The following is a 19,393-nucleotide window of genomic DNA, read 5'->3' on the forward strand; positions in this document are numbered from 1 at the left end:
TGAATGGGGCGCGGTGTTTCATGTGCACTTTCCCTCTGCCCTCGGTTCGGGGGCTGGCGCGCATCGATGCTTGCGATTGCCGCGTCATACGATATAGGTGGTTTTTAATTTGGATTCGGGAATGACGTACAGGTCTTCGTGCCCCCATATCGAGTCCGGCGCGTCCAGCCCGTCGTACATCCTGACCCATTGCGATAATAAAGGGTAAATGTCGTCGTCTTTCTTCATCTCGCACACTAGCAGGTTGGGGTCGTAAAACTGGACTCTGCCCGTCCAGGGAAAGTAGACGCCCAACGCATGGCCGCTGCCTTTGGAACTGGCGATGATGTAGAGCTTGTATTTGCCTGACCATGGGGTTTTGTCTTTTATGTTTTCCGCGGAGTTTTGCCCGCGCATATTGACGGTTTTCTCCGCTATCGACGCCAGTATTCTGGTGTTGCCGTTATTCAGCTGTTCAAAATGCAATTGGGTGGCCTGTTGCTGAGGGCTTAATAGCGATTCGCTAAGGCCGGTGCCGCTTTTCAAGTTGCCGCTCAAGGCGCGAAACCAGGTCAGCACCTGACCGGTGCAGCTGCTGTTGGCATTGCCGGGAAACTTGCCGTCGCCTTCTATCGATGTGACATTCACCAGGCTCTTCAGCAATTCAAATCTCAACCTTAGACTCATCGCTATGCTCCTCAAAGGTGGGCTTAGTATTGCTTTGTCGAATAATCAGTCAGGCTGATGGCGGGGCATGGGCGTCTCGCGGCAGCGGCGCTCAGCTGAGGACGTCGAAGACGATGGGGCGATGGTCCGGGCCGCTCATGTCGAACGCGTCCGCCCAGCCGCTGATGTCGAAAGGCGCGACTTTGACGTCGACCGAGGCCAGCACCCAATCCAGGATGCCGCCTTTGGCGTGGGTGGCCTGTCCTTGCCAGCATTCATAGGCCACGCCGGGGGTGTCCAGTTCCTCTACTCGGGTGTAGTCCAGGTTCAGATCGCCGGTGGCCACCCAGTGTCCGTCCAGGCTGGTGCAGTCCCGCAGCTGGCTCTTGGTCAGCCCGCCCTGGCCGGATTTGAAGTGAGCCAGAAACAAGAGGCCGGTGTAGCCGTTGACGCCTTGGGCCACGACCGCGATCAAGTCTCGGTTCAGGCCTTTCAAGTGCCCCTGGCTGACAACTTCGAGATGCGGCCCTTTTCTGGTTATCACGATGTAGCCGTTGGAGTGGCCGCCGGCAAAGGCGTGGACATCATAGTTTTGATACACGCCGCGTAAATAATCGTAATAGTCGTCCAGCCTGGCGGAGTGCACTTCGCACAGAAACACCACGTCAACGTCCCAGCTGTCGTTGGAGCAGCATTGGTGGATGAAGGTCTCGACCTGCGCCTTTTTATCCAGCGGCGAGGATTCGCCGTTCTTTTCCAGATTGAAGCTGGCTACGCGCATCGTTGCTCCTTGACGGCTCTAAACGTCTGTTCACGATCTTTTCAGGTATTGCCCAATACATTGAATCCGCTATGCGGATGATGGTTTGCATTGCCGGGGCTGCCCGGCGGGCAGGAAGGGGAATTTGCTCGGCCAAATTCCCCTTCACCCCAAAGGCCGCCCTGCAAGCCTGGCCTACGGCTTCCCGTCGGGCCCCGTCAGGCCCGAGGCGCGGCTGAACTCGCCCCGCGCTAACGTCGCGGTGCTCGAACAAGCAGCCGCTTAAGACCTCGGGCCTGCCACCCGACGGCAGGCTTGAAGGGACCTGGGGAGCATCGAATACGCGGTTTCCAGTGCGGCTGGCAAGCCAAGTCGCTTTGATCTTGACCGCGTAGCAGATGGTAAACAGCTTCCAAATTAATGCTGCGGTGTTAGTGCTGCTTGTCTTGGCCCCCGCCATGCGCTCTGGAGTAGGTGCTGAAGGTGCACATGGATAAAGTGTCCCAGATGATTTTAATCAGGGAGGTACAGCAATTGTCATCTTTCTGGTAGTAAGACAGCGAGTCAAAGTCGATATCGAATAAGTCGAATTCGTCACGTTGACTTTTCCCGGCTTGGGAGATTTTATTGGGGGCGTAGCCCAGCAAGTCCGTGCTCAGCAGGCCTTGTTCGCTGAGTTGCGCCAGGGTGTTTTTCTGAATGTTAAAGGCCAGTTTGCTCACCGAGGTAGGCGAATGGCAGCAGCAGATGCAAGCGCATAAGGGCAGCGTGCAGCCGGTGGTCAGCGGCCTATCCCGCGCGTCGGTGATGCCGGCCTCAAGCACCGCCGCCACCACCTCCGCGCAGTTGCCTAGGTTTTTTCCATTATTTTCTTTCATGAATTGGATCATTCTGTCTTGATCCAAGCCCAGCGCCGTCGGCGTTTTTTTTAATAGCGGCTTATGCGAGAAGGCCTTTTCATCGCCATGGCTGCCGCCAATGTCAATCAAGACATCATCGCCGCGGCGCATGGTCATGGTGGGCGGCTTCATCTCCACTACCGAACCCATGCTCTGATGGGTTGGCGGCGGCTTGCCGATGGCGCTGGTTGGCGGGATGCCGATTTCCGGCGGCGTGCTTCTTAGAATGTGCGCCACTTCATTCTTGCTGGGGATGTAAATCACATGCCGGACCCGGATGTGAGCGGCTTTGGTGTTGGTCCAAAACTGGGTGATCTTATCCTTGGCGGTTCTGAGATACATTGTTTGATGGCCGGCGGAGTATTGAAACTGATAGACCTCATGGTTTTGAGTGGTAATGGAAATGAGGCTGTGGTCTTGGCAGTCCCCATTCTTGCAACTGCAAAACATGGTGCCCGAGCCACCACTGAGGGTCATTACGGTAATCATGTGGTCTCCCTGTGCTTGCTTTCAATGACTAGATACTCTGCCGGGTGTGGTTTAATTAGTTCCAATTTACTCAGCCAAAGCGTCACGCTGTGGCGGTCTGTGGTGGCGCCCAGCAGCTGGCGTATCGCCGCGCACAGCCCATTTATTGGATAAGCTCGGCTGAGCAGAACTCAAGTCGTGCATCTTTTGCTCTAATTAACATTTCATCATGAGTATCTGCATTAATAACGCCATATTTGTTTCCATCGTTAATGGTGCCTTTTATTTTAGGGTTTTCATGTTCTGATTTTGAGAATCTTTTGTTTCTTAATTTGCAGGCATAGCCATAAACTTTGCACTTTATAAAACCTTTTTCTCTTAAACTTTTCAATACAAGAACTGCGAATGCAGGGGTTCCATTATTGCCAGGTGTTCCACTTTCACACGTCCATAATTTAATTTTTCCTGGATATTCCTTGTTAAGGCCGTTTTGCTCTAGTTGTGTTACTAAGGCATCGGCTGTGAAAGCATGGCCCTCAATGCTTAAATAGGGACTCCCGGCTTTCCCGTGTCCAATTATGTAAACACTTTCATTTTCATCGTTTTGTAATTTTGACAGTTTATTTTCTTCTATTGGTTTTGTGGGTTTGCATTTGATTTGTTTGTTGTCGCATTCGTCTAAAGCAATGCTGGCGGCAAATTTTATGCGCGAAAAAGGGTGATTCGGTATTGTTGGGATAAATATTTTCATTTTTTCATTTTTCATTTCCTTGCCTCTTGTTGGTTGTTTTTATGCTATTCCCTGTATGTGGGGTCTTTTGTGAATTCTCAGCTGGTAAAGATAAGGAAGAATTTCGAGATATAAGTCATGTGCCTGGATTGTTGCATAATAAAATGAGGTGACTGTTTTTTCTTTTTTATTGTTTAGGAGATTCAATTTCTTGAGAAATTAATTTATTTTTGAGTTAAGTTATATGACTTGTACTTGATTTGAATTGCGATGGGGTGTCCATCTTCAATAAAATCACCCGACCACCCACTCCGCCAACTTCCCCACCACCTCCGCCAATAACACATTATCAATATCCCGCGCCCCCGCGCCGCGACAGCGGTTCAGCACCGCCTGAATGAGCCCCGGATCAAAATCAAACATCTTGCCGGTAGCGCGTTGATAGCGCTGGCGCAGCACTTCCAGCTTGCTGCGCACGATGTCGGCCAGCACTGTGTCGTCCAGCGCACGGTAGGGCACCACCGTCATCCGCGCCAGCAGCGCCGGGCGGAAGGCGGCGTTGAGCTGCGGCCGCAGTTGGTCGATGAAGCCGGGGTGGCCGATGGCGGCGGGCGCGGCGGCCAGGATGGCTTCCGCCCCACATTGCTGGTGGCCAGGATGATGGTGTTGTTGAAGTCCACCGTCAGGCCGGTGCCGTCTTCCATCTGGCCCTTGTCGAACACGTTGTAGAAGGCTTCCAGCACGTCCGGGTGGGCTTTCTCGATTTCGTCCAGCAGCACCACGCTGTAGGGCTTGCGCCGCACCGCTTCGGTCAGCACGCCGCCCTGGCCGTAGCCGACATAGCCGGGCGGCGCGCCCTTGAGTTGGCTGACGCTATGGGCTTCCTGGTATTCCGCCAGGTTGACCACGATCAGATTGCGTTCGCCGCCGTAGAGGGCGTCGGCCAGCGCGTAGGCGGTTTCGGTCTTGCCCACGCCGGTGGGGCCGAGCAGCAGGAACACGCCCACCGGTTTGCCGGGGTCGGTCAGGCCGGCGCGGTAGGCCTGGATGCGTTGGGCGATCTTGCCCAGAGCGGCCGGCTGGCCGATCACGCGCTGGCCCATGCGCTGGGCCAGGGTGCGGATGGCGTAGGCTTCGTCGGCCAGCATCTTGCCCACGGGGATGCCGGTCCAGCCGGCGATGACGGCGGCCACCGCCTTGGAGTCCACATGCTCCGGCACCAGCGGGTCGTCCTGGCGCAGCGCGTCCAGGCCGGCTTCCAGCCGCGCCAGTTGTTCCGCCAGCCGCAGCGCCGGGTCCGCGGCTTCGTCCTCGTCGGCGGTCGCGGTCCCGTCTTCGGCTTCTTCCAGCAACAGCGGCGGTTCGCCGGCCGGCAGCTCGGGTTCGCTGGCCAGGAAGTCCAGCAGTTGCTGGCGGGTGCGCAGGATTTCGCGCACCGCGCGCAATTCGTCCTGCCAGCGCACGGTCAGTTCGCGCATCGCTTGCAGCTGGCGCGCGCTGTCTTGGCGCAGCGCGGCGATGCGGGCGGCGTGGTCCAGGCCGGTGGCCTGTTCGTTCAGCAGCCGCTCCAGTTCTTCGTCCAGCATGGTCTGGCGGTGGCGCAGGTTTTCCAGCTGCGGCGGCTGGTCGTGCTGGGCCAGCGCCACGCGGGCGCAGGCGGTGTCCAGCACGCTGATGGCCTTGTCCGGCAGCTGACGGCCGGAGATGTAGCGGTGGGACAGCTTGACCGCGTCGTGGATGGCGGCGTCCAGGATGCGCACGCCGTGGTGTTGTTCCAGCCGGGCGGCGACGCCGCGCAGCATGGCCACGGCGCTGTCTTCGTCCGGTTCTTCCACTTGCACCGGCTGGAAGCGCCGCGCCAGCGCCGGGTCGCGCTCGAAGTATTTCTTGTATTCCTGCCAGGTGGTGGCGGCCACGGTGCGCAGCTCGCCGCGCGCCAGCGCCGGCTTGAGCAGGTTGGCGGCGTCGCTGTGGCCCTCGGCCGCGCCGGCGCCCACCAGGGTGTGGGCTTCGTCGATGAACAGGATGATGGGCCGGGCGGCGGCGCGGATGTCGTCCATCACGCTTTGCAGCCTTTGTTCGAATTCGCCCTTGAGCCCGGCGCCGGCTTGCAGCAGGCCCAGGTCCAGCGCCAGCAGGCCGACGCCGGCCAGCGCCGGCGGCACTTCCTCGTGGGCGATGCGCAGCGCCAGGCCTTCCGCCACCGCGGTTTTGCCCACGCCGGGCGCGCCCACCAGGATGGGGTTGTTCTGGCGGCGGCGCAGCAGGATGTCCAGGCATTGGCGGATTTCGCCGTCGCGGCCCACGATGGGGTCGATGCGGCCGGCGCGGGCGTCGGCCACCAGGTCGTGGGTGAAGCGCGCCAGCGCGCCGGCCGGTTCCGCCGCGGCGGCGGACGGGGCTTCGCGCGAGGCGGCGGCCCAGGCGTCCAGCTGTTCGCTCAGCGGCTGGCGCGGCGCGCGCAGCAGGCAGGGTGCGCCGATCAGCAGCAGATTGCGCAGTTCGTCGCGTTCCAGCAGGGTGAGCAGCAGCAGGCCGGAGCGGATGCTGGCCTGCTGGCGCAGCGTGGCCAGCAGCAGCGCTTCCTTGAGCCAGGCCACGGTGTGGCTGGAGAAGGCCGGGGCGCGGGTTTCGCCGCGCTTGAACTGGTCCAGGCTGCGGCGCAGTTCCGCGCTCAGTTGGTCCGGGCTCAGGCCCAGCTTGGGCAGCAGCAGCGGCAGGTCGCCGTTGGGCAGCTCCAGCAGCTCCAGCAGCACGTGTTCAATTTCCACGTAGTAGTGGCTTTGCTGCAGGCAGCGCTGGGCGGCCAGCTCCAGCGCCTTGCGGCAGCTGGGGTTGAGGCGGGCCACCAGTTCGGACAGTTCGGCGCTCATGCCGGGTCCTCGCCGGCCGGGGGCGGCCGTTGCAGCCGGGTGTCCAGCTGCCGCGCTCCGCCGGGGCCGCCCAGCCAGCTGTCCCAGCTCAGCCGCGGCGCGGCGCGGGCTTGCAGTTTGAGCGCGGCGGCCGGCGCTTGCCACAGCAGGCTGAGCTGGATGTCCAGGTCCGGGCCAAAGTAGAACGCGGCCAGCGCGGCCAGCGCGCGGTGGCGTTCGCCGCCGGGCAGGAAGGCGCGGTAGCCGGCCGGGTCCAGCGGGCCCACGGTCAGGCGGATGCCGGCGTGTTCGTCCCAGGCGCGGCGGCCGGCCAGCGCGCCCTGGCCCAGCGCGGCGTTGCGGCCGTGGGGGCCGATGCGGGTGCGGCTGGCCGGCGGGATCTCGCGCCAGCCGCCGGCGTAGGGGCTGGCTTGCACCGGCGCGGCCAGGTGGCGGCTGGCCAAGGCGGCGAAGCCGGCCAGCGAGCGGCGGCGGTCCGCCAGCAGGGCGGCGCGGGCCAGCAGCGCGGCGTCCGGCACCGCCTGGCGTTGTTGCAGGCCGGCGGGCAGCAGGCCGCACAGGCTGAGCAGCAGCGGCCGCGCCGGGCTGAGCCGCGGCGCGGCGAAGCTGGGCGCCAGCCGGTATTTGCGCTGGGCGCGGTAGAGCAGGGCCAGCAGCCGGTGTTGGAACAGTTGCAGGAATTCCGCCGGCGCGTGGTCTTTGTCCTGGCGGCGCTGTTGCAGCCATTCCTGGTAGGCGTAGGGCAGCGGGCCGTCCGGGCCACCCAGGCCGAAGGATTCGACATCGAGCGCCGGCTGGCCGTCGCGCGCGTCGCCGCCCAGCGCGCCCGGTTCCAGCGCGCTCAGTTCGCTGGCGGCGAAGGCGGGCAGCAGCGGGCCGCGCAGCCGCAGCGCCTCGCGCGCCGGGTCCGCGCCCTGGCCCAGCGGCGCGGCCTGCGGCGTCAGCCGTTCCAGCAGCATCACCGCCTGGGCGAATTCAAAGCCCTGCGGCCGCGTCAGCAGCCGCTCGGCTACAGAACCAGGCTGGGGCCGGGCGGGGGCTGCCATGTCTGGATCTCCTGTTGCTGGTGGACGAGTCGGGTGCGCACGAAGCGGTTGGCGTGGGCGTAGAGGGCGAAGAAGTGGGCGAGCACGGCGGCGAACAGCACGCGGCTGCCGCCGGCGAAGCAGGCCGGGTCCAGCTCCAGCGTCAGCAGCAGGCCGTTGCGCCAGCCGCGCCAGGCGTCGGCGCCGACGTGGTCGACGATGCGTTCGCTGCCAAGCGCGGTTATGCCTTCGATCTGGCGGCGCGCGGCCGGCTGTTCGCCCAGATTGTGCAGCGCCAGCATTTCGCGCAGCGCGGCCAGCGCTTGCGGGCCTTCGCTCAGCGACAGGTGGTTGAGGCTGAGCTGGGACACCAGTTTCCAGCGCGAGGCGCCGTCCAGCGCGGCTTCGGTTTGCGGCCGCGGCGGGCGCAGCAGCCGCGCCTGGCCCACCGGGCCGGGCAGTTCGAACATCAGCGGCGCGCCGGCCGGCAGTTGCTCGGCCAGGTGGCGGTTGGTGCACAGCAGCTCGGCGGTGAGGCTGAGTTCGCTGGCGGCCAGCGGGTCGAAATCGGCGTCCACCAGGGTGAGCAGCATGTCGCTGCCGGGGCGCAGGCGGTTGAGGCCGCGCACGCGGCGCGCGTGCCAGTAGCGGCCGTCGCCGCCCTCGCCGTGGCTGCAGGCGAAATAGGGGGCGATGCGGCGCGCGCCGTCCGGGCCGGCGGCGCGCAGCTGGCGGATGGAGTGGATTTCCACGCTGTGGTCGCGGTGGGCGTCGGCCACCAGCAGGTATTCGCTGCGGCTGCCGTCCGGGCGCAGCGGTTCCGAGGTGTGCGGAAACAGATTGATCACCGGCGCGCAGCCCAGCGCGATGTCGCCGTGCTGGATGCCCAGGCGGCCGGCCGGCGCGCGTTCGAAGGCGATGACGATTTCCAGCTGCCGCTCCGCCTGGCGCGGCAGGCTGAGCGGCAGGTCGAAGAAGGCGAATTTTTCCGGGCAGGCGAAGTATTCCGCCAGCAGCGCGTGCGCCGGGTGCACGCCGTCCTCGGCCGGCAGCAGCGCTTCGTCGGCGCCGAAGCCGCAGGCGCGCGGCAGCGCGCCGGGGCGGATGGAGGGCGCGAGGCCGGGCCGCTCCGGCAGCCGGCAGCTGATTTGCAGGCTGTGGGCGGACAGCAGGTCGTAAAGCGCGGCGGCGTTGAGCGGGGAGCCGGCCAGGTGGATGCGCAGGCTGTTCAGCGGTAGCGCGCCCAGCGGCTCCGGCCCCAGTTTCTCCAGCCGCAGCACCAGGGCGGCGCGCGCCTGGGCCAGGCCGCTGGCGGCCTGGGCTTCGTCTTCGGTCAGCAGGCTGGCGGCGGCGAGCCGCAGCGGCCACAGGGTGACGGCGGCGCTGGTGCGGAAACGCAGGCTGTCGCCGGCGGTGGTGGCCACGAACAGCGGGGTGCCGCGTTCGATGCGGTAGCCGGCGTCCAGCTTGCCCTTGTCCGGGTCCGGCTCGAAGCGGGCGATGGCGCAGGAGGGCATGGGCCGCAGCGCGTGCGGGTAGAGCTGTTCCAGCAGCGCGTCGGTGAGTTCGGAGTAGTCGTCGTCCAGCCGGCGTTGCAGCCGCGCGCAGAGCAGGGCGAAGCCTTCCAGCAGCCGTTCCACTTGCGGGTCCGGGCATTCGCCGTCGCTCAGTTGCAGGCGGTGGGCCACCTTGGGGTAGCGTTGGGCGAATTCGCCGCCGGCGTGGCGCAGGTAGGCGAGTTCGCGTTGGTAGTAGTCCAGCAGGCGCGGGTCCAGCGATTCCATCAGCCGGCGTCCTCGCAGGCGGTGAGCCGCGCGCCGGACGGGTCCAGCTCGGCGACGAAGGCGGCCGGCCAGCGGCTGCCCTCGGCCTGGAGTTCGCCGTCTATGCGCACGCTGAGGAGCAGGCCGCGGCCCGGCACGGTGTCCACGCTGACGCGCGGCGCGGCCAGCCGGGGTTCGAAGCTGCGTATCGCCTGGCGGATCTCGCGCGCCAGCCGCTGGCGGTCTTCGGTGCGCTCCGGGTGCAGCGCGCTCCAGTCCGCCACGCCGTAGTCGATGACGCTGAGTTCGGCCAGGTAGGGCTGTGCCGCGCGGCGGCTGGACAGCAGCCGCGCCAGTTCCGCCCGCACCGATTCTTGCAGCCGGCGGCGGTCCACCCGCAGCAGCGGCTCGGCCTCCAGCCGCTGCCGCGGTTCGGCGTCGGCCAGCAGTTCGAACAGACCCGGGCGAAACTGGGCGGCTTGGCGCATCGCGGTATCCTAAAAGTGCATGGGCCATGGAAAAACGCTTGGCCCCGAAACCCACGTAAAGACAGGAAAGAAATCTTTCTTGCCACGGAAGCGCACGGAAAACACGGAACAAGACAACAGCCGTGGTCATTGCCCACGCAAGCCAGGCGCCGCCTTTGGGTTTGTCCGTGTTTTTCCGTGGCTAAGCCACAAAACCCACGTAAAGACACGAAAAAATCTTCTTTGCCACGGAAGCGCACGGAAAGCACGGAACAAGACAACACCCGTGGTCATGAAGTCCATGCAAGCCCGATGCTTGCCCGTGTTCTTCCGTGTGCTTCCGTGGCCAAAAGACCCCGGAACGCCCGCTGTGCTTATGGGCTTCCGCGGCGGATTCAATCGATTTATTTGGAGTACTTGTTGGCGGCCAGGTCCCATACCGCGGCGGCGTTGCCGTCCTTGGCGCCGGTGTCTTTCTGGGTGGTCAGCTCCCACTTGATCTTGGTGAAGTTGAGCGAGAGGTTTTCCACCGGCTTGCCGCCGGTGCCGCCGCTGACGCTGACATTGGACAGGATGGCGTTGGTCAGGGTGTAGACGATGTAGGGCAGCACCTTGCCGCTGCTGTCCGCCGCGTTGCGGCCTATGGTGATCTTGACCTCGGGGATGTTCTTGCCCTGGCAGCAGTAGGCGTTGAGTTCCGGCGTGGATTTGTCGGTGAACTTGGTCAGGCTGAATTCGCCGATATGCGGCTTGCCGGAGGTGCGTTCGGTGTTGCTGACGTCGTTGGTCACCTGCATGGCCACGTTGTGGCTGTAGGACAGCACTTCGATCTTGTCGGTGTAGCCTTCCAGCTTGCACTCGCCCTTGATGTCGCTGCCCAGGTCCAGAATGATGGCGTCCATTGCTATGTGTTCTCCGTGTTATGAGAAGTATTGGGCCCGCCGCGCGGCGGGCCCTTGGTGTGGCGTCAGGCGGCGGCCGGCGGCGGCAGCTCCGCCACCAGGCGGATGGACGCGGTCAGCTCTTCCAGCTGGAAGTGCGGGCGCAGGAAGACGGTGGCGCGGTAGGCGCCGGGCTTGCCCGGCACTTCGGTCACGTCCACCCGCGCTTCGCGCAGCGGGTACTGGGCTTTCACTTCCTGCGGCGCGTTGTCGTTGACCAGCACGTAGTCCGCTATCCAGTTGTTCAGATAGGTTTCCACATTGTCGCGGGTCAGGAAGCTGCCGATCTTGTCGCGCATGATCACCTTGATGTAGTGGGCGAAGCGCGAGGCGGCCAGCACATAGGGCAGCATCGCGGAGATGCGCGCGTTGGCGTTGGCGGCGTTGGTGTTGTAGACCTTGGGCTGGTTGGCGCTCTGGCCGCCGAAGAACACCGCCAGATCGGTGTTTTTCTTGTGACACAGGGCGATGAAGCCCAGGCCGTCCAGTTCTTTCTCGCGGCGGTCGGTGATGGCGATCTCGGTCGGGCATTTGAGCGCGATGTCGCCGGACACGGTGCCGAAGGTGTGGGCCGGCAGGCCTTCCACCGCGCCGCCGCCTTCCACGCCGCGGATGGCCGCGCACCAGCCGTATTTGGCGAAGGCGTCGGTGATGCGCTGGCCCAGCGCGTAGGCGGCGTTGCCCCACAGGTATTTGCCGTGGTCGGTGCCGTTGACGTCTTCCACGTAGTTCATGCCCTCGGTGGGCTTGGTGTCCGGGCCGTAGGGCAGGCGCAGCAGGATGTGCGGCAGCACCAGGCTGACGTAGCGGGAGTCCTCGCTGGCGCGGAAGGAGCGCCATTTGATCAGCTCGGCGCTTTCAAAAGCCTTGGACAGGTCGCGCGGCACCGCCAGTTCGGTGAAGCTGCTCATGTCGAACAGGCGCGGGCTGGCGGCGGAGATCAGCGGCGCGTGCGCGGCGGCGGCCACATTGGACAGCTTTTCCAGCAGCGCCACGTCCTGCGGATGGCGGCCAAACTCGTAGTCGCCGATCAGCAGGCTGATGGGGTGGCCGCCGAAGGTGCCGTATTCTTCCTCGTAAATCTTCTTGAACAGCGCGCTCTGGTCGAATTCCACCGCTTTTTCCAGATCGTTCTGCAGCTCGTCCTTGGTGGCGTTGAGCAGGCGCAGCTTCAGGCGGCTGCTGGTTTCGGTGTTCATCACCAGGAAGTGCAGGCCGCGCCAGGAGGCTTCCATCTTCTGCACGTCCGGGTGGTGCAGGATGTTGTTGAGCTGCTTGCTCAGCAATTGGTCGATGATGGCGATGCGGTGGTTGATCATGGCCACGGTGTCTTTGTCGATGGCCATGCCTTCGTCCAACACCTGGGTGGCGAATTCGGACAGCAGGTCCTTGGCGTACTCCTGCTGGATGTCGTCGTGGGCCATGCGGCCTTCTTGGATGATGCGGTCCAGCAGCGACAGCGAGGCGGCGTCGCCGCTGGGCGCTTCGGCTTGGGTCTTAGCCATGAGATGTCTCCGGTATCAGGGGTCGGGCGGGGCGTCAGGCGGCCGGCGGCGCGTCCGGCGCCGGCGCGGCTTCCGCGGCGGCCGGGGCCTCCGGGCGGGCGCTCTTGATCTTTTGCAGTTCCTCGGTGTTGGCCACCACGTCCTGCAACAGCTTGTCCAATTCGTCGTTGCCGTCCAGCTTGGTCAGCAGGTCGCGCAGCTTCTGGCGCGCCTCGTACAGCCGGCGCAGCGGGGTGACTTGCTTGACGATGTTGACCGGGTCGAAGTCGTCGAAGTGGTTGAACTTCAGCTCCACATTGAGCTTGCTGCCGTCGTCGGACAGCGCGTTGTCCACCTGGGCGGTGACGCGCGGCGTCAGCGAGGCCAGCACGGCGTTGAAGTTGTCGCGGTCTATCTCCACGAAGCGGCGCTCGCTGAGCTTGGGCAGCGGCTGCTCCTGCTTGCCGGCCAGGTCCGCCATGATGCCTACCACCAGCGGCAGCTCCCGTTTTTCCAGGGCGTTGCCGATTTCCACGTCATACGTGATTTGCACGCGGGGCGGACGAATCCGGTCCAGCTTGTGCTGTGTGCTCTCTGCCATAACAGACCTCGATCGGTTGGGAAACTGGGGACGCCGACGGCGGGCCGCGTATCCGGTCCGCTTGGGCGAAACTGCATGATTGTCAGACCATTGTTGCCCGGCCGGGCCTGGTCGTTCTTTTCCATTGAAGCCGGCTCAAGCCGCCTCATGGAAGCCCTTTTTGCTGACAAATGCTTGCAACTTGCATTTTTCAATGACCATGGCTTAACAATTCCTATAGAACTGTCGGCGTTTTTTTGCCAATATTATTTGCAATGGATAATGGCGTCGGGGTGATGCGGATGCGCAACGGGTATCTGGCTGGGCTGTTCTGCGCTTTGGCTTTGGGCTTGGGCGGGTGCTCGTCGCTGGGCTTCGGCCCCTCGGTCAAATTGCAGGCGGCCACGCTGGACGTGGTCAGCATGGCCAACGACGACACGCCGCTGGCGGTGGACTTCGTCGCTGCCAAGGACCCGGAGCTGTACAAGCTGCTGCTGGGGCTGCCGGCGGCCAAGTGGTTTGAGCAGCGCGAGCAGCTGCTGCGCGACTACCCGGCGGATCTCAAGGTGTGGGAGCTGGAGCTGGTGCCGGGCCAGCATCTGGAAACCGAGGACGTGCCGATACGGGGCGAATCCGCGGCCGGCCTGCTGGTGTACGCCAGCTACGCCGGACCGGGCATGCACCGGCTGAGCCTGGACGCGCGCAAGAAGGTCTGGCTGCGCTTTGAAAGCAAGAATATGCGGCTGATGGAGCCGTAGCGGGGGGAGAGCGGTTTGAAAGCAGTGCCACAGGCGGTGTGTTGGTACGAGGGGATGCAGTTGCTGCCCCAGCATTTTCAATGGCAGGCGCTGAGGGCGGACGGGGTGTCCGCGGCGCTGGCGGCGGCGGCCCAGCCGCTGTATTGGGGCGTGCTGGAGCTGGAGCTGGACGAGGCGGCGCTGGCCGGCGGCGTGGCGCGGGTGTCCGCGCTGGAGGCGGTGCTGCCGGACGGCTTGCCGCTGCGCTTCGACGCCGGCGACGGCGCGGCGCTCAGCTGCGACGTGACGGCCGCCGCGGCGGAGGCGCCGGGCCGCACGGTGACGGTTTACCTGGCTTTGCCGCCCCTGTGGCGCGCCGGCCGGCTGGACCCGGCCGCCGGGCGTTTCCGCTCGGAAAACAGCGAGGCGGTGCCGGATTTGAGCAGCGGGGAGAACCCGGCCAGCCTGACGCTGTGGCGGCCGGACATCCGCCTGGTCACCGAGGCCGAACGCGCCGACATGATCTGCCTGCCGCTGTTGCGCATCGCCCAGCAAGGCGGCGGCTTTGCCCGCCGCGCCTACGCGCCGCCGTCGCCGCGGCTGCTGCCGGACAGCCTGCTGGGGCGCAAGGTGGCGGCGCTGTGCGCCAAGGCGCGCGAAAAATGCGTCTTCCTCAGCGGACGTCTGCGCCAGGCCAAGGAGGCCGGCAAGGACGACGACATCGACGAAATCCGCCGCCAGCTGGCGGCGCTGTGGGCGCGGCTGCCGGAGACGGAAGCCGCGCTGGGCAGCCGCGCCGCCCATCCGGCCGCCCTGTTCGGCCTGCTGGCCGGCATGGCCGGCTCGCTGACCGCGCTGGACCCGGGCGCCGGCGCGCCGGTGTTCCCGGCCTTCAACTACCAGGAACTGCTGGCCAGCTACGAGCCGCTGCTGAACTGGCTGTCCGCCGCGCTGGACCGGGTGCGCGCCGGTTACCGCAGCCTGCCGTTCAACCGCGACGAAGAAGGTTTCTGGATCGTATTGCCGGAGGCCGCGCGCGACAGCGGGCGCTTGATCGTGGGCCTGCGCATGCCCGGCGGCGCGCCGGATTCCGCCGCTCAGCAATGGCTGGGCCAGGCCATCATCGCCTCCGAATCCCATGTGGCCACGCTGGCGCGCCAGCGCATGCGCGGCTTGTCCTTCCAGCCGCTGGACCGCGCCGAACAAGTGGCTTACAGCGTGGGCGACGACACCCGGCTGTTCGCCGTGCTGGCCAACGGCGACTGGCTGCAAGCGGATCAGCCGCTGAGGATGACGCTGCCGGCCGGCGGCGCGGCGCTGGAGCCGTGGGAGGCGCTGCTCTTCGTCGCGGACCCGCGCGAGGACGCCGATGGAGAACGCCATGCTGGATAGCGCGCTGTCCCAGCCGCTGGGGGCGCTGGCGCAAGCGCCGCTGAGCGCCACTTTCGAAGACGCTTACGCCGAATGGCTGCAAGTGTTCCGGGAACTGGCCGGCGGCGGCCACAAGGCCGAAACCGCCGCCGAACTGGCGGCCGAGCAGGGCGGGCTGCTGGCGCGGCGCTTGAGCCGCGCCGCCGGCGCGCGCGTGGGCGCGGCCGGGCAGAGCCAGATCGAGGCCTTGCAGTATCTGTTCGTCGCGCTGATAGACGAGCGGCTGTTGTTCGAGGACTGGCCGGGGCAGAGCCTGTGGCAGGCCACGCCGCTGGAGCAGCGGCTGTTCGGCAGCCGCGCCGCCGGCGACAAGGTGCCGGCGCTGATCGAGCGGGTCTTGCGCGAGCGCGATCCGGCCGGGCGCGATCTGGCCAATGTCTGCCTGCAAACGCTGACCCTGGGTTTCTACGGCCGGCTGCGCGGGCCGGGCGGGCTGGCCCAGCACGAGGAATGGCGGCGCGAGCTGTTCGCCTTCGCCTACCAGCGGGACGCCGACATCCGCAGCCTGGCGCCGGCGCTGGAGCGCAGCAGCAATGTGCCGCCGCTGCGGCTGACGGTGCGGCGCATGCTGCCGGACGGCTTCCGGCTGGCCGTGGGCGTGGCCGCCATCCTGGTGGGCATGTCGGTGGTGGGGCACGCGTTCTGGCACGACATCGTGTCGCGGGTGGAGCCCATGCTGTACCGCGGGGCGGACGGGGACGGGCAGAGCAAATGACGATACAGACCCTAGCCGGCATTGTGCTGCTGACCCTGTTGATCCTGCTGGCGCTGGCGGCGCTGATCTGGTGGCTGCGGCGCGAGGCCGATCCGGCGCGGCGCAGCTTCCGCGGCTCGGTGCGCCGCTTCGAGCGCGAGATCGGCGCGGAAGACCGCTACCAGACCCCCTGGGTGCTGGCGGTGGGCGACCGGGTGCGCAATGTGGAGGCCTTGTGCGCCTCGCTGCAGCTGAAGAGCGAGGGCGAGGCCAATTGGTTCGGCCGCTGGTGGTACGGCGGGGACGGCGCGGTGCTGGTGATACCGGACGATATGTTCAGCCACCCGGAAGGCGCGCTGGCGCCGCTGTCGGCCTGGCGGCGGCTCTTGGGCGTGCTTTTGCGCAGCCGCGCCGCGCGGCCGCTGGACGCGCTGATCTGGACCGTGTCCGCCGGCCAGCTGTGGAGCGAGCACCTGGCGGTCAGCGCCGGCCTGGCCGCGGCCAAGAAGTTTTCCGATCTGCAAAGACGGCTGGGCCTGAGCCTGCCCATCTATCTGGTGGTGACCGAGACCGAGCAGGCGCCGGGCTTCCTGGAGCTGGCGCAGGCGCTGCCCCGCGAAGCGCGCGACGCGATGCTGGGCTGGTCCTCGCCCTACGCCGCCAGCGCCGCCTATCAATCCGACTGGATAGAACAGGCTTTGACGCGGCTGCGGCTGACCCTGAGCGAAACCATAGCCGAATTCGGCGCCCTGCAAGGCGGCGTGTCCACGGACCTGTACCTGCTGCCGCGCAGCTTCGAAGCGGTGCGCGCCAATCTGCAGGCGCTGTGCGATCCGGTGTTCCGCGGCAACGCGCTGGGCGAGGCGCCGCAATTGCGCGGCATCTACTTCACCGGCGCCCAGGCCGCGCCGCAGGACGATCTGGAAGAAACCGTCGCGCCGCCGGCGCTGCCCCTGTTCGCCGGCCGGCTGCTGCGCCAGCGGGTGCTAGCGGAGCAGGGCCTGGCCCAGCCGGTGCCGCGCATCCTGCGGCTGCGCCAGCGCTGGCACCGCTGGACCCTGGCCGGCATGGGCTTGTTCGCCGCCCTGTGGCTGGCCGGCATCAGCTGGTATTGGCACGCGGCCACCGACGACGCCGACGCGCTGGGCCGCCAGCTGCGCATTCTGCAACTGGACCGCGGCGGGCCGCGGCCGGAACTGGGCAACGACGCGGCGGCGCGGCAAAGCGTCGCCGCCTTCTGGCGCGCGCTCAAGGACGCGCCCTCGCGCCGTTTCGGCACCTTGCTGCTGCCCACCTCGCTGATGTCCCCGGTGGACGGCCGCATCGACGACACCATCGAATACGCGCTGCGCCGCTCGGTGATGCTGCCCTTGCAACAGCGGCTGCTGCGCGACGCCGAACAAGTGCGGCGCTTGGGCGAGGCCGGCGCGGACAGCGTCAGCGACGACACCGCCGCGCCGGAGAAATGGCCGGCCTATCTGCTGGCGCGGCAACTGGCCGGCGACGCGGTCAAGCTGGAACAGCGCGTCAACCAGTTCAACCACGCGGTGCGCGACGGCAACACCACGCTGGACGAGGCGGCGGAGCTGGCCAACGGCCTGTTCGGCCTCAGCCTGCGCGCGCCGCAGAACGCCCAGCGCGACAATCTGCGCCGCATCCTGCTGTCCAGCGATCAACTGGTGGCCGCGCCGATCGACCTCTCCAAGATCCGGCCGCAGGTGGGCGAACACTTCAGCGGCCTGATGCAAGCCTGGCTCGGCCAGCTCTACACCAATCAAACCTTCGACCTCACCGCCCAGCAATTGCAGAAACAGCTGCTGATGCTGGAGTCCGGCCAAGGCAACTCCTTGCCGGAACTGGACAGCGTGGCCGGCCATATCGGCCTGCTGCAAAGCCTGGTCAACGCCACCAACAGCGCCTGGAGCCGCGCCGCCGGCCAGGACTTGGTGCCCGGCTACAGCGCGATGCTGGACGGCGCGCGCCGCTCCAGCCTGATAGGGCGGGACGCGGTGGCGCGGGTGGTGGACCATTCCGCGGTGGCGCGCCAGGAATTCCGCAAGCGCTGGCTGGGCGGCGTGGGCGCCAGCTCGGCGCTGCTGGCGCAAGGGCCGTCCGGCGGCCTGGAGCTGCAGGACCAGGTGCTCAAGCTGAACGTGACCCTGGCCTCGCTGCTGAAACAGGACTTCGTCGCCAGCGCGCGGGCGCAGGGGGAGAGTGGCCCGACGGCGGGCGGGCTGGCGAATATGGACGCCGACGCCATGACGGCGGCGCTGCGTCATTACGACGGCTACCAGAAATACCTGGCCGGCAGCGCCGGCCAGATGCCGCCGGCCTACCGCAAGGGCCTGGAGCGCGCCTTGCAGGACAGCGCGGCGCGGGCGATGTGGGCCGCCCTGAGCAGCCGCCGCGCCGAGCCGTCGGTTGGCCTGAACGGCGGTTCCATCGACGAGGGCAATGCCTTCGACGCCCAGGCCAAGGCCGCCACCCCGGTGCTGGCGGCGCTGGACGAACTGGCCCAGCCCGCCTTCCGCGACAGCGTGCTGCGCGAGATGGACCGGCGCGCGCTGCAATCCTTGCGCCACGCGGAGCGCAGCCTGCAAGGGCTGGGCTTGTACCAGCCGCTGCAGGGCAGCTTCCGCTGGTGGGACGGCTCGCGCAACGCCGGCGCCCGCGCCTTCCGCGCCGGCGGCGCGCGCGAGCTGCAGCAATACCTGGGCGCGCAGCTGGAGCTGGTGGGCAATCTGACCCAGGCCCAGGCGCCGGCGCTGAGCTGGCTGGCCTCGCACAAATCCTCGTTGCCGGTCAGCGACCAGCAATTGCAGCAACGCTGGCAAAGCGCCGCCGTCGAACTGCGCCACTACAAGGAAAAGGCCGCCAACAGCGCGCCGGCGGTGCTGGAAACCATGATCGTCAAGGATTTCAACGAGATGGACGTGGGCAATTGCCGCGCGGTGCTGGACCAGGTGGAGCTGCCGGCCGCCGGCAACGTCTTCTCCGACCGCGCCCAGACCCTGGTCAGCCTGGCCAGCGACCGCTGCGGCGCGCTGCGCACCCAGGCCGGCGCCGCCGCCTACCAGAAGCTGAGCGCCTTCTTCAATCAATACCTGGCCAACCGCTTCCCCTTCGCCGCCAAGCTGGCGGCGCCGGACGCCGCGCCGGAGCGGGTGGCGGAATTCATGCGCCTGATGGACGACAGCGGCGGGCTGGCGGCCGCCGGCCTGCAGGACCTCAAGTCCGGCCAGGCCCAGGCGGCGCGGCGCTTCCTGGACGCGGCCAAGGCGGCGCGCGCCTGGCTGGGCCCGATGTTCGCCCGCGAGGGCGGCGGACCGTGGCAGGGCGTGGACGTGGAAGTGCGCTGGCGCACCGACCGCGAACACGAACAGGCGGCGGACCAGGTGATCGAATGGACGCTGGCCAGCGGCGGCCAGCGCCTGCGCTACCCCGGCGGCGACGGCCAGCGCCTGCACTGGAACATCGGCCAGCCGGTGACGGCGACCCTGCGCTGGGCCAAGGAATCGCAACAGGCGCCGGTGGAGGATTCGACGCAAAGCGGGCTGACCGTGTTCGACCGGCTGGCCAGCTGGAACTACGGCGGACAATGGGGCTTGCTGCGCTTATTGCGCGAGAACAATTCGCCGCTGCGCACCAATAGCGTGGAAGGCGTCAACGATGTGGGCCTGATGCTGGCGCTGCCGGTGCGCAACCCGGCCTTGCTGGGCAACGGCGACGCGCAGATGTTTTTGCGGCTGACCTTGCAGGCGCCGGGCGGCAAGAGCGGCCTGGCCGTGGCCAGCCTGCCGTACGCCGCGCCGCCGTCGCCGTTCCGCGCGGCCGCCAATCCGCGGCTGGCCGCGATAGAGGGCAGCTGATGCGCGCTTTGAACACCTTGAGGAAAC

At 66.3% G+C, this 19,393-nt stretch carries 16 protein-coding genes; 4 read left to right on the top strand and 12 right to left on the bottom strand.

Going from position 1 to position 19,393, the window contains the following annotated elements:
• Positions 1 to 84 precede the first annotated feature (84 nt).
• From HQN78_RS02280 to tssB, 12 genes are all read right to left on the bottom strand, one after another.
• Positions 85 to 642: a hypothetical protein gene (locus tag HQN78_RS02280; RefSeq protein ID WP_048409977.1), complete on the bottom strand. Its 558-nt coding sequence runs from the start codon at positions 640 to 642 to the stop codon at positions 85 to 87.
• 115 nt (positions 643 to 757) lie between these two features.
• The gene (locus HQN78_RS02285; protein ID WP_235087645.1) at positions 758 to 1,426 is read right to left on the bottom strand and encodes an endonuclease/exonuclease/phosphatase family protein; all 669 of its coding nucleotides are present in this window, start codon (positions 1,424 to 1,426) and stop codon (positions 758 to 760) included.
• Positions 1,427 to 1,836: 410 nt separating this feature from the next.
• The gene (locus tag HQN78_RS02290; RefSeq protein WP_156183855.1) at positions 1,837 to 2,793 is read right to left on the bottom strand and encodes a hypothetical protein; all 957 of its coding nucleotides are present in this window, start codon (positions 2,791 to 2,793) and stop codon (positions 1,837 to 1,839) included.
• Between the two features lie 142 nt (positions 2,794 to 2,935).
• On the bottom strand, positions 2,936 to 3,538 hold the full coding sequence (locus tag HQN78_RS02295; RefSeq protein ID WP_235087647.1) for a hypothetical protein: 603 nt from the start codon (positions 3,536 to 3,538) through the stop codon (positions 2,936 to 2,938).
• A 258-nt stretch (positions 3,539 to 3,796) separates the two neighbouring features.
• Positions 3,797 to 4,030: a hypothetical protein gene (locus HQN78_RS02300; protein ID WP_235087649.1), complete on the bottom strand. Its 234-nt coding sequence runs from the start codon at positions 4,028 to 4,030 to the stop codon at positions 3,797 to 3,799.
• Positions 4,027 to 6,375, bottom strand: coding sequence for a type VI secretion system ATPase TssH (gene tssH / locus HQN78_RS02305; RefSeq protein ID WP_235087652.1), 2,349 nt, complete (start codon positions 6,373 to 6,375; stop codon positions 4,027 to 4,029). Before tssH ends, HQN78_RS02300 begins: the two co-directional genes overlap by 4 nt.
• Positions 6,372 to 7,421: a type VI secretion system baseplate subunit TssG gene (gene tssG, locus HQN78_RS02310; RefSeq protein ID WP_235087654.1), complete on the bottom strand. Its 1,050-nt coding sequence runs from the start codon at positions 7,419 to 7,421 to the stop codon at positions 6,372 to 6,374. Before tssG ends, tssH begins: the two co-directional genes overlap by 4 nt.
• Positions 7,385 to 9,184, bottom strand: coding sequence for a type VI secretion system baseplate subunit TssF (gene tssF, locus HQN78_RS02315; RefSeq protein WP_235087656.1), 1,800 nt, complete (start codon positions 9,182 to 9,184; stop codon positions 7,385 to 7,387). Before tssF ends, tssG begins: the two co-directional genes overlap by 37 nt.
• Complete coding sequence (gene tssE, locus HQN78_RS02320) at positions 9,184 to 9,651, bottom strand: type VI secretion system baseplate subunit TssE (RefSeq protein WP_235087658.1); 468 nt, start codon at positions 9,649 to 9,651, stop codon at positions 9,184 to 9,186. The genes tssF and tssE overlap by 1 nt, the downstream gene beginning before the upstream one ends.
• Before the next feature lie 383 nt (positions 9,652 to 10,034).
• A complete protein-coding gene (locus HQN78_RS02325) occupies positions 10,035 to 10,532 on the bottom strand; it encodes an Hcp family type VI secretion system effector (RefSeq protein WP_048409970.1) in 498 nt (165 codons plus the stop codon).
• 65 nt (positions 10,533 to 10,597) lie between these two features.
• Positions 10,598 to 12,076 (bottom strand): type VI secretion system contractile sheath large subunit, encoded by a 1,479-nt coding sequence (gene tssC, locus HQN78_RS02330; protein WP_081545014.1) that lies wholly within the window; start codon positions 12,074 to 12,076, stop codon positions 10,598 to 10,600.
• 34 nt (positions 12,077 to 12,110) lie between these two features.
• Positions 12,111 to 12,656, bottom strand: coding sequence for a type VI secretion system contractile sheath small subunit (gene tssB / locus HQN78_RS02335; RefSeq protein ID WP_081545015.1), 546 nt, complete (start codon positions 12,654 to 12,656; stop codon positions 12,111 to 12,113).
• A 275-nt stretch (positions 12,657 to 12,931) separates the two neighbouring features.
• Between tssB and HQN78_RS02340 the strand changes: the two genes are divergently transcribed.
• From HQN78_RS02340 to HQN78_RS02355, 4 genes are read left to right on the top strand one after another with little or no spacing between them, the layout of a single operon-like run.
• Complete coding sequence (locus HQN78_RS02340; RefSeq protein ID WP_235087660.1) at positions 12,932 to 13,393, top strand: hypothetical protein; 462 nt, start codon at positions 12,932 to 12,934, stop codon at positions 13,391 to 13,393.
• A 24-nt stretch (positions 13,394 to 13,417) separates the two neighbouring features.
• The gene (gene tssK, locus HQN78_RS02345) at positions 13,418 to 14,764 is read left to right on the top strand and encodes a type VI secretion system baseplate subunit TssK (protein WP_227108596.1); all 1,347 of its coding nucleotides are present in this window, start codon (positions 13,418 to 13,420) and stop codon (positions 14,762 to 14,764) included.
• Positions 14,754 to 15,518, top strand: a complete 765-nt coding sequence (locus tag HQN78_RS02350; RefSeq protein ID WP_107799787.1) for a DotU family type IV/VI secretion system protein — start codon at positions 14,754 to 14,756, stop codon at positions 15,516 to 15,518. The genes tssK and HQN78_RS02350 overlap by 11 nt, the downstream gene beginning before the upstream one ends.
• Positions 15,515 to 19,366: a type VI secretion protein IcmF/TssM N-terminal domain-containing protein gene (locus tag HQN78_RS02355; RefSeq protein WP_107799786.1), complete on the top strand. Its 3,852-nt coding sequence runs from the start codon at positions 15,515 to 15,517 to the stop codon at positions 19,364 to 19,366. The genes HQN78_RS02350 and HQN78_RS02355 overlap by 4 nt, the downstream gene beginning before the upstream one ends.
• The last annotated feature ends 27 nt before the right edge of the window (positions 19,367 to 19,393 follow it).

It is taken from the genome of Chromobacterium sp. Beijing, from assembly GCF_021496765.1.
Lineage (GTDB): Bacteria > Pseudomonadota > Gammaproteobacteria > Burkholderiales > Chromobacteriaceae > Chromobacterium.

Bases quoted from the DNA above. Each gene is read 5' to 3' on its own strand.
- HQN78_RS02290 (WP_156183855.1), bottom strand. From the start codon at position 2,793: ATGATTACCGTAATGACCCTCAGTGGTGGCTCGGGCACCATGTTTTGC.
- HQN78_RS02350 (WP_107799787.1), top strand. From the start codon at position 14,754: ATGCTGGATAGCGCGCTGTCCCAGCCGCTGGGGGCGCTGGCGCAAGCG.
- tssC (WP_081545014.1), bottom strand. From the start codon at position 12,076: ATGGCTAAGACCCAAGCCGAAGCGCCCAGCGGCGACGCCGCCTCGCTG.
- tssE (WP_235087658.1), bottom strand. From the start codon at position 9,651: ATGCGCCAAGCCGCCCAGTTTCGCCCGGGTCTGTTCGAACTGCTGGCC.
- HQN78_RS02340 (WP_235087660.1), top strand. From the start codon at position 12,932: ATGCGGATGCGCAACGGGTATCTGGCTGGGCTGTTCTGCGCTTTGGCT.
- tssB (WP_081545015.1), bottom strand. From the start codon at position 12,656: ATGGCAGAGAGCACACAGCACAAGCTGGACCGGATTCGTCCGCCCCGC.
- tssG (WP_235087654.1), bottom strand. From the start codon at position 7,421: ATGGCAGCCCCCGCCCGGCCCCAGCCTGGTTCTGTAGCCGAGCGGCTG.
- HQN78_RS02300 (WP_235087649.1), bottom strand. From the start codon at position 4,030: ATGACGGTGGTGCCCTACCGTGCGCTGGACGACACAGTGCTGGCCGAC.
- HQN78_RS02295 (WP_235087647.1), bottom strand. From the start codon at position 3,538: ATGAAAAATGAAAAAATGAAAATATTTATCCCAACAATACCGAATCAC.
- HQN78_RS02285 (WP_235087645.1), bottom strand. From the start codon at position 1,426: ATGCGCGTAGCCAGCTTCAATCTGGAAAAGAACGGCGAATCCTCGCCG.
- HQN78_RS02325 (WP_048409970.1), bottom strand. From the start codon at position 10,532: ATGGACGCCATCATTCTGGACCTGGGCAGCGACATCAAGGGCGAGTGC.
- HQN78_RS02355 (WP_107799786.1), top strand. From the start codon at position 15,515: ATGACGATACAGACCCTAGCCGGCATTGTGCTGCTGACCCTGTTGATC.
- tssF (WP_235087656.1), bottom strand. From the start codon at position 9,184: ATGGAATCGCTGGACCCGCGCCTGCTGGACTACTACCAACGCGAACTC.
- tssH (WP_235087652.1), bottom strand. From the start codon at position 6,375: ATGAGCGCCGAACTGTCCGAACTGGTGGCCCGCCTCAACCCCAGCTGC.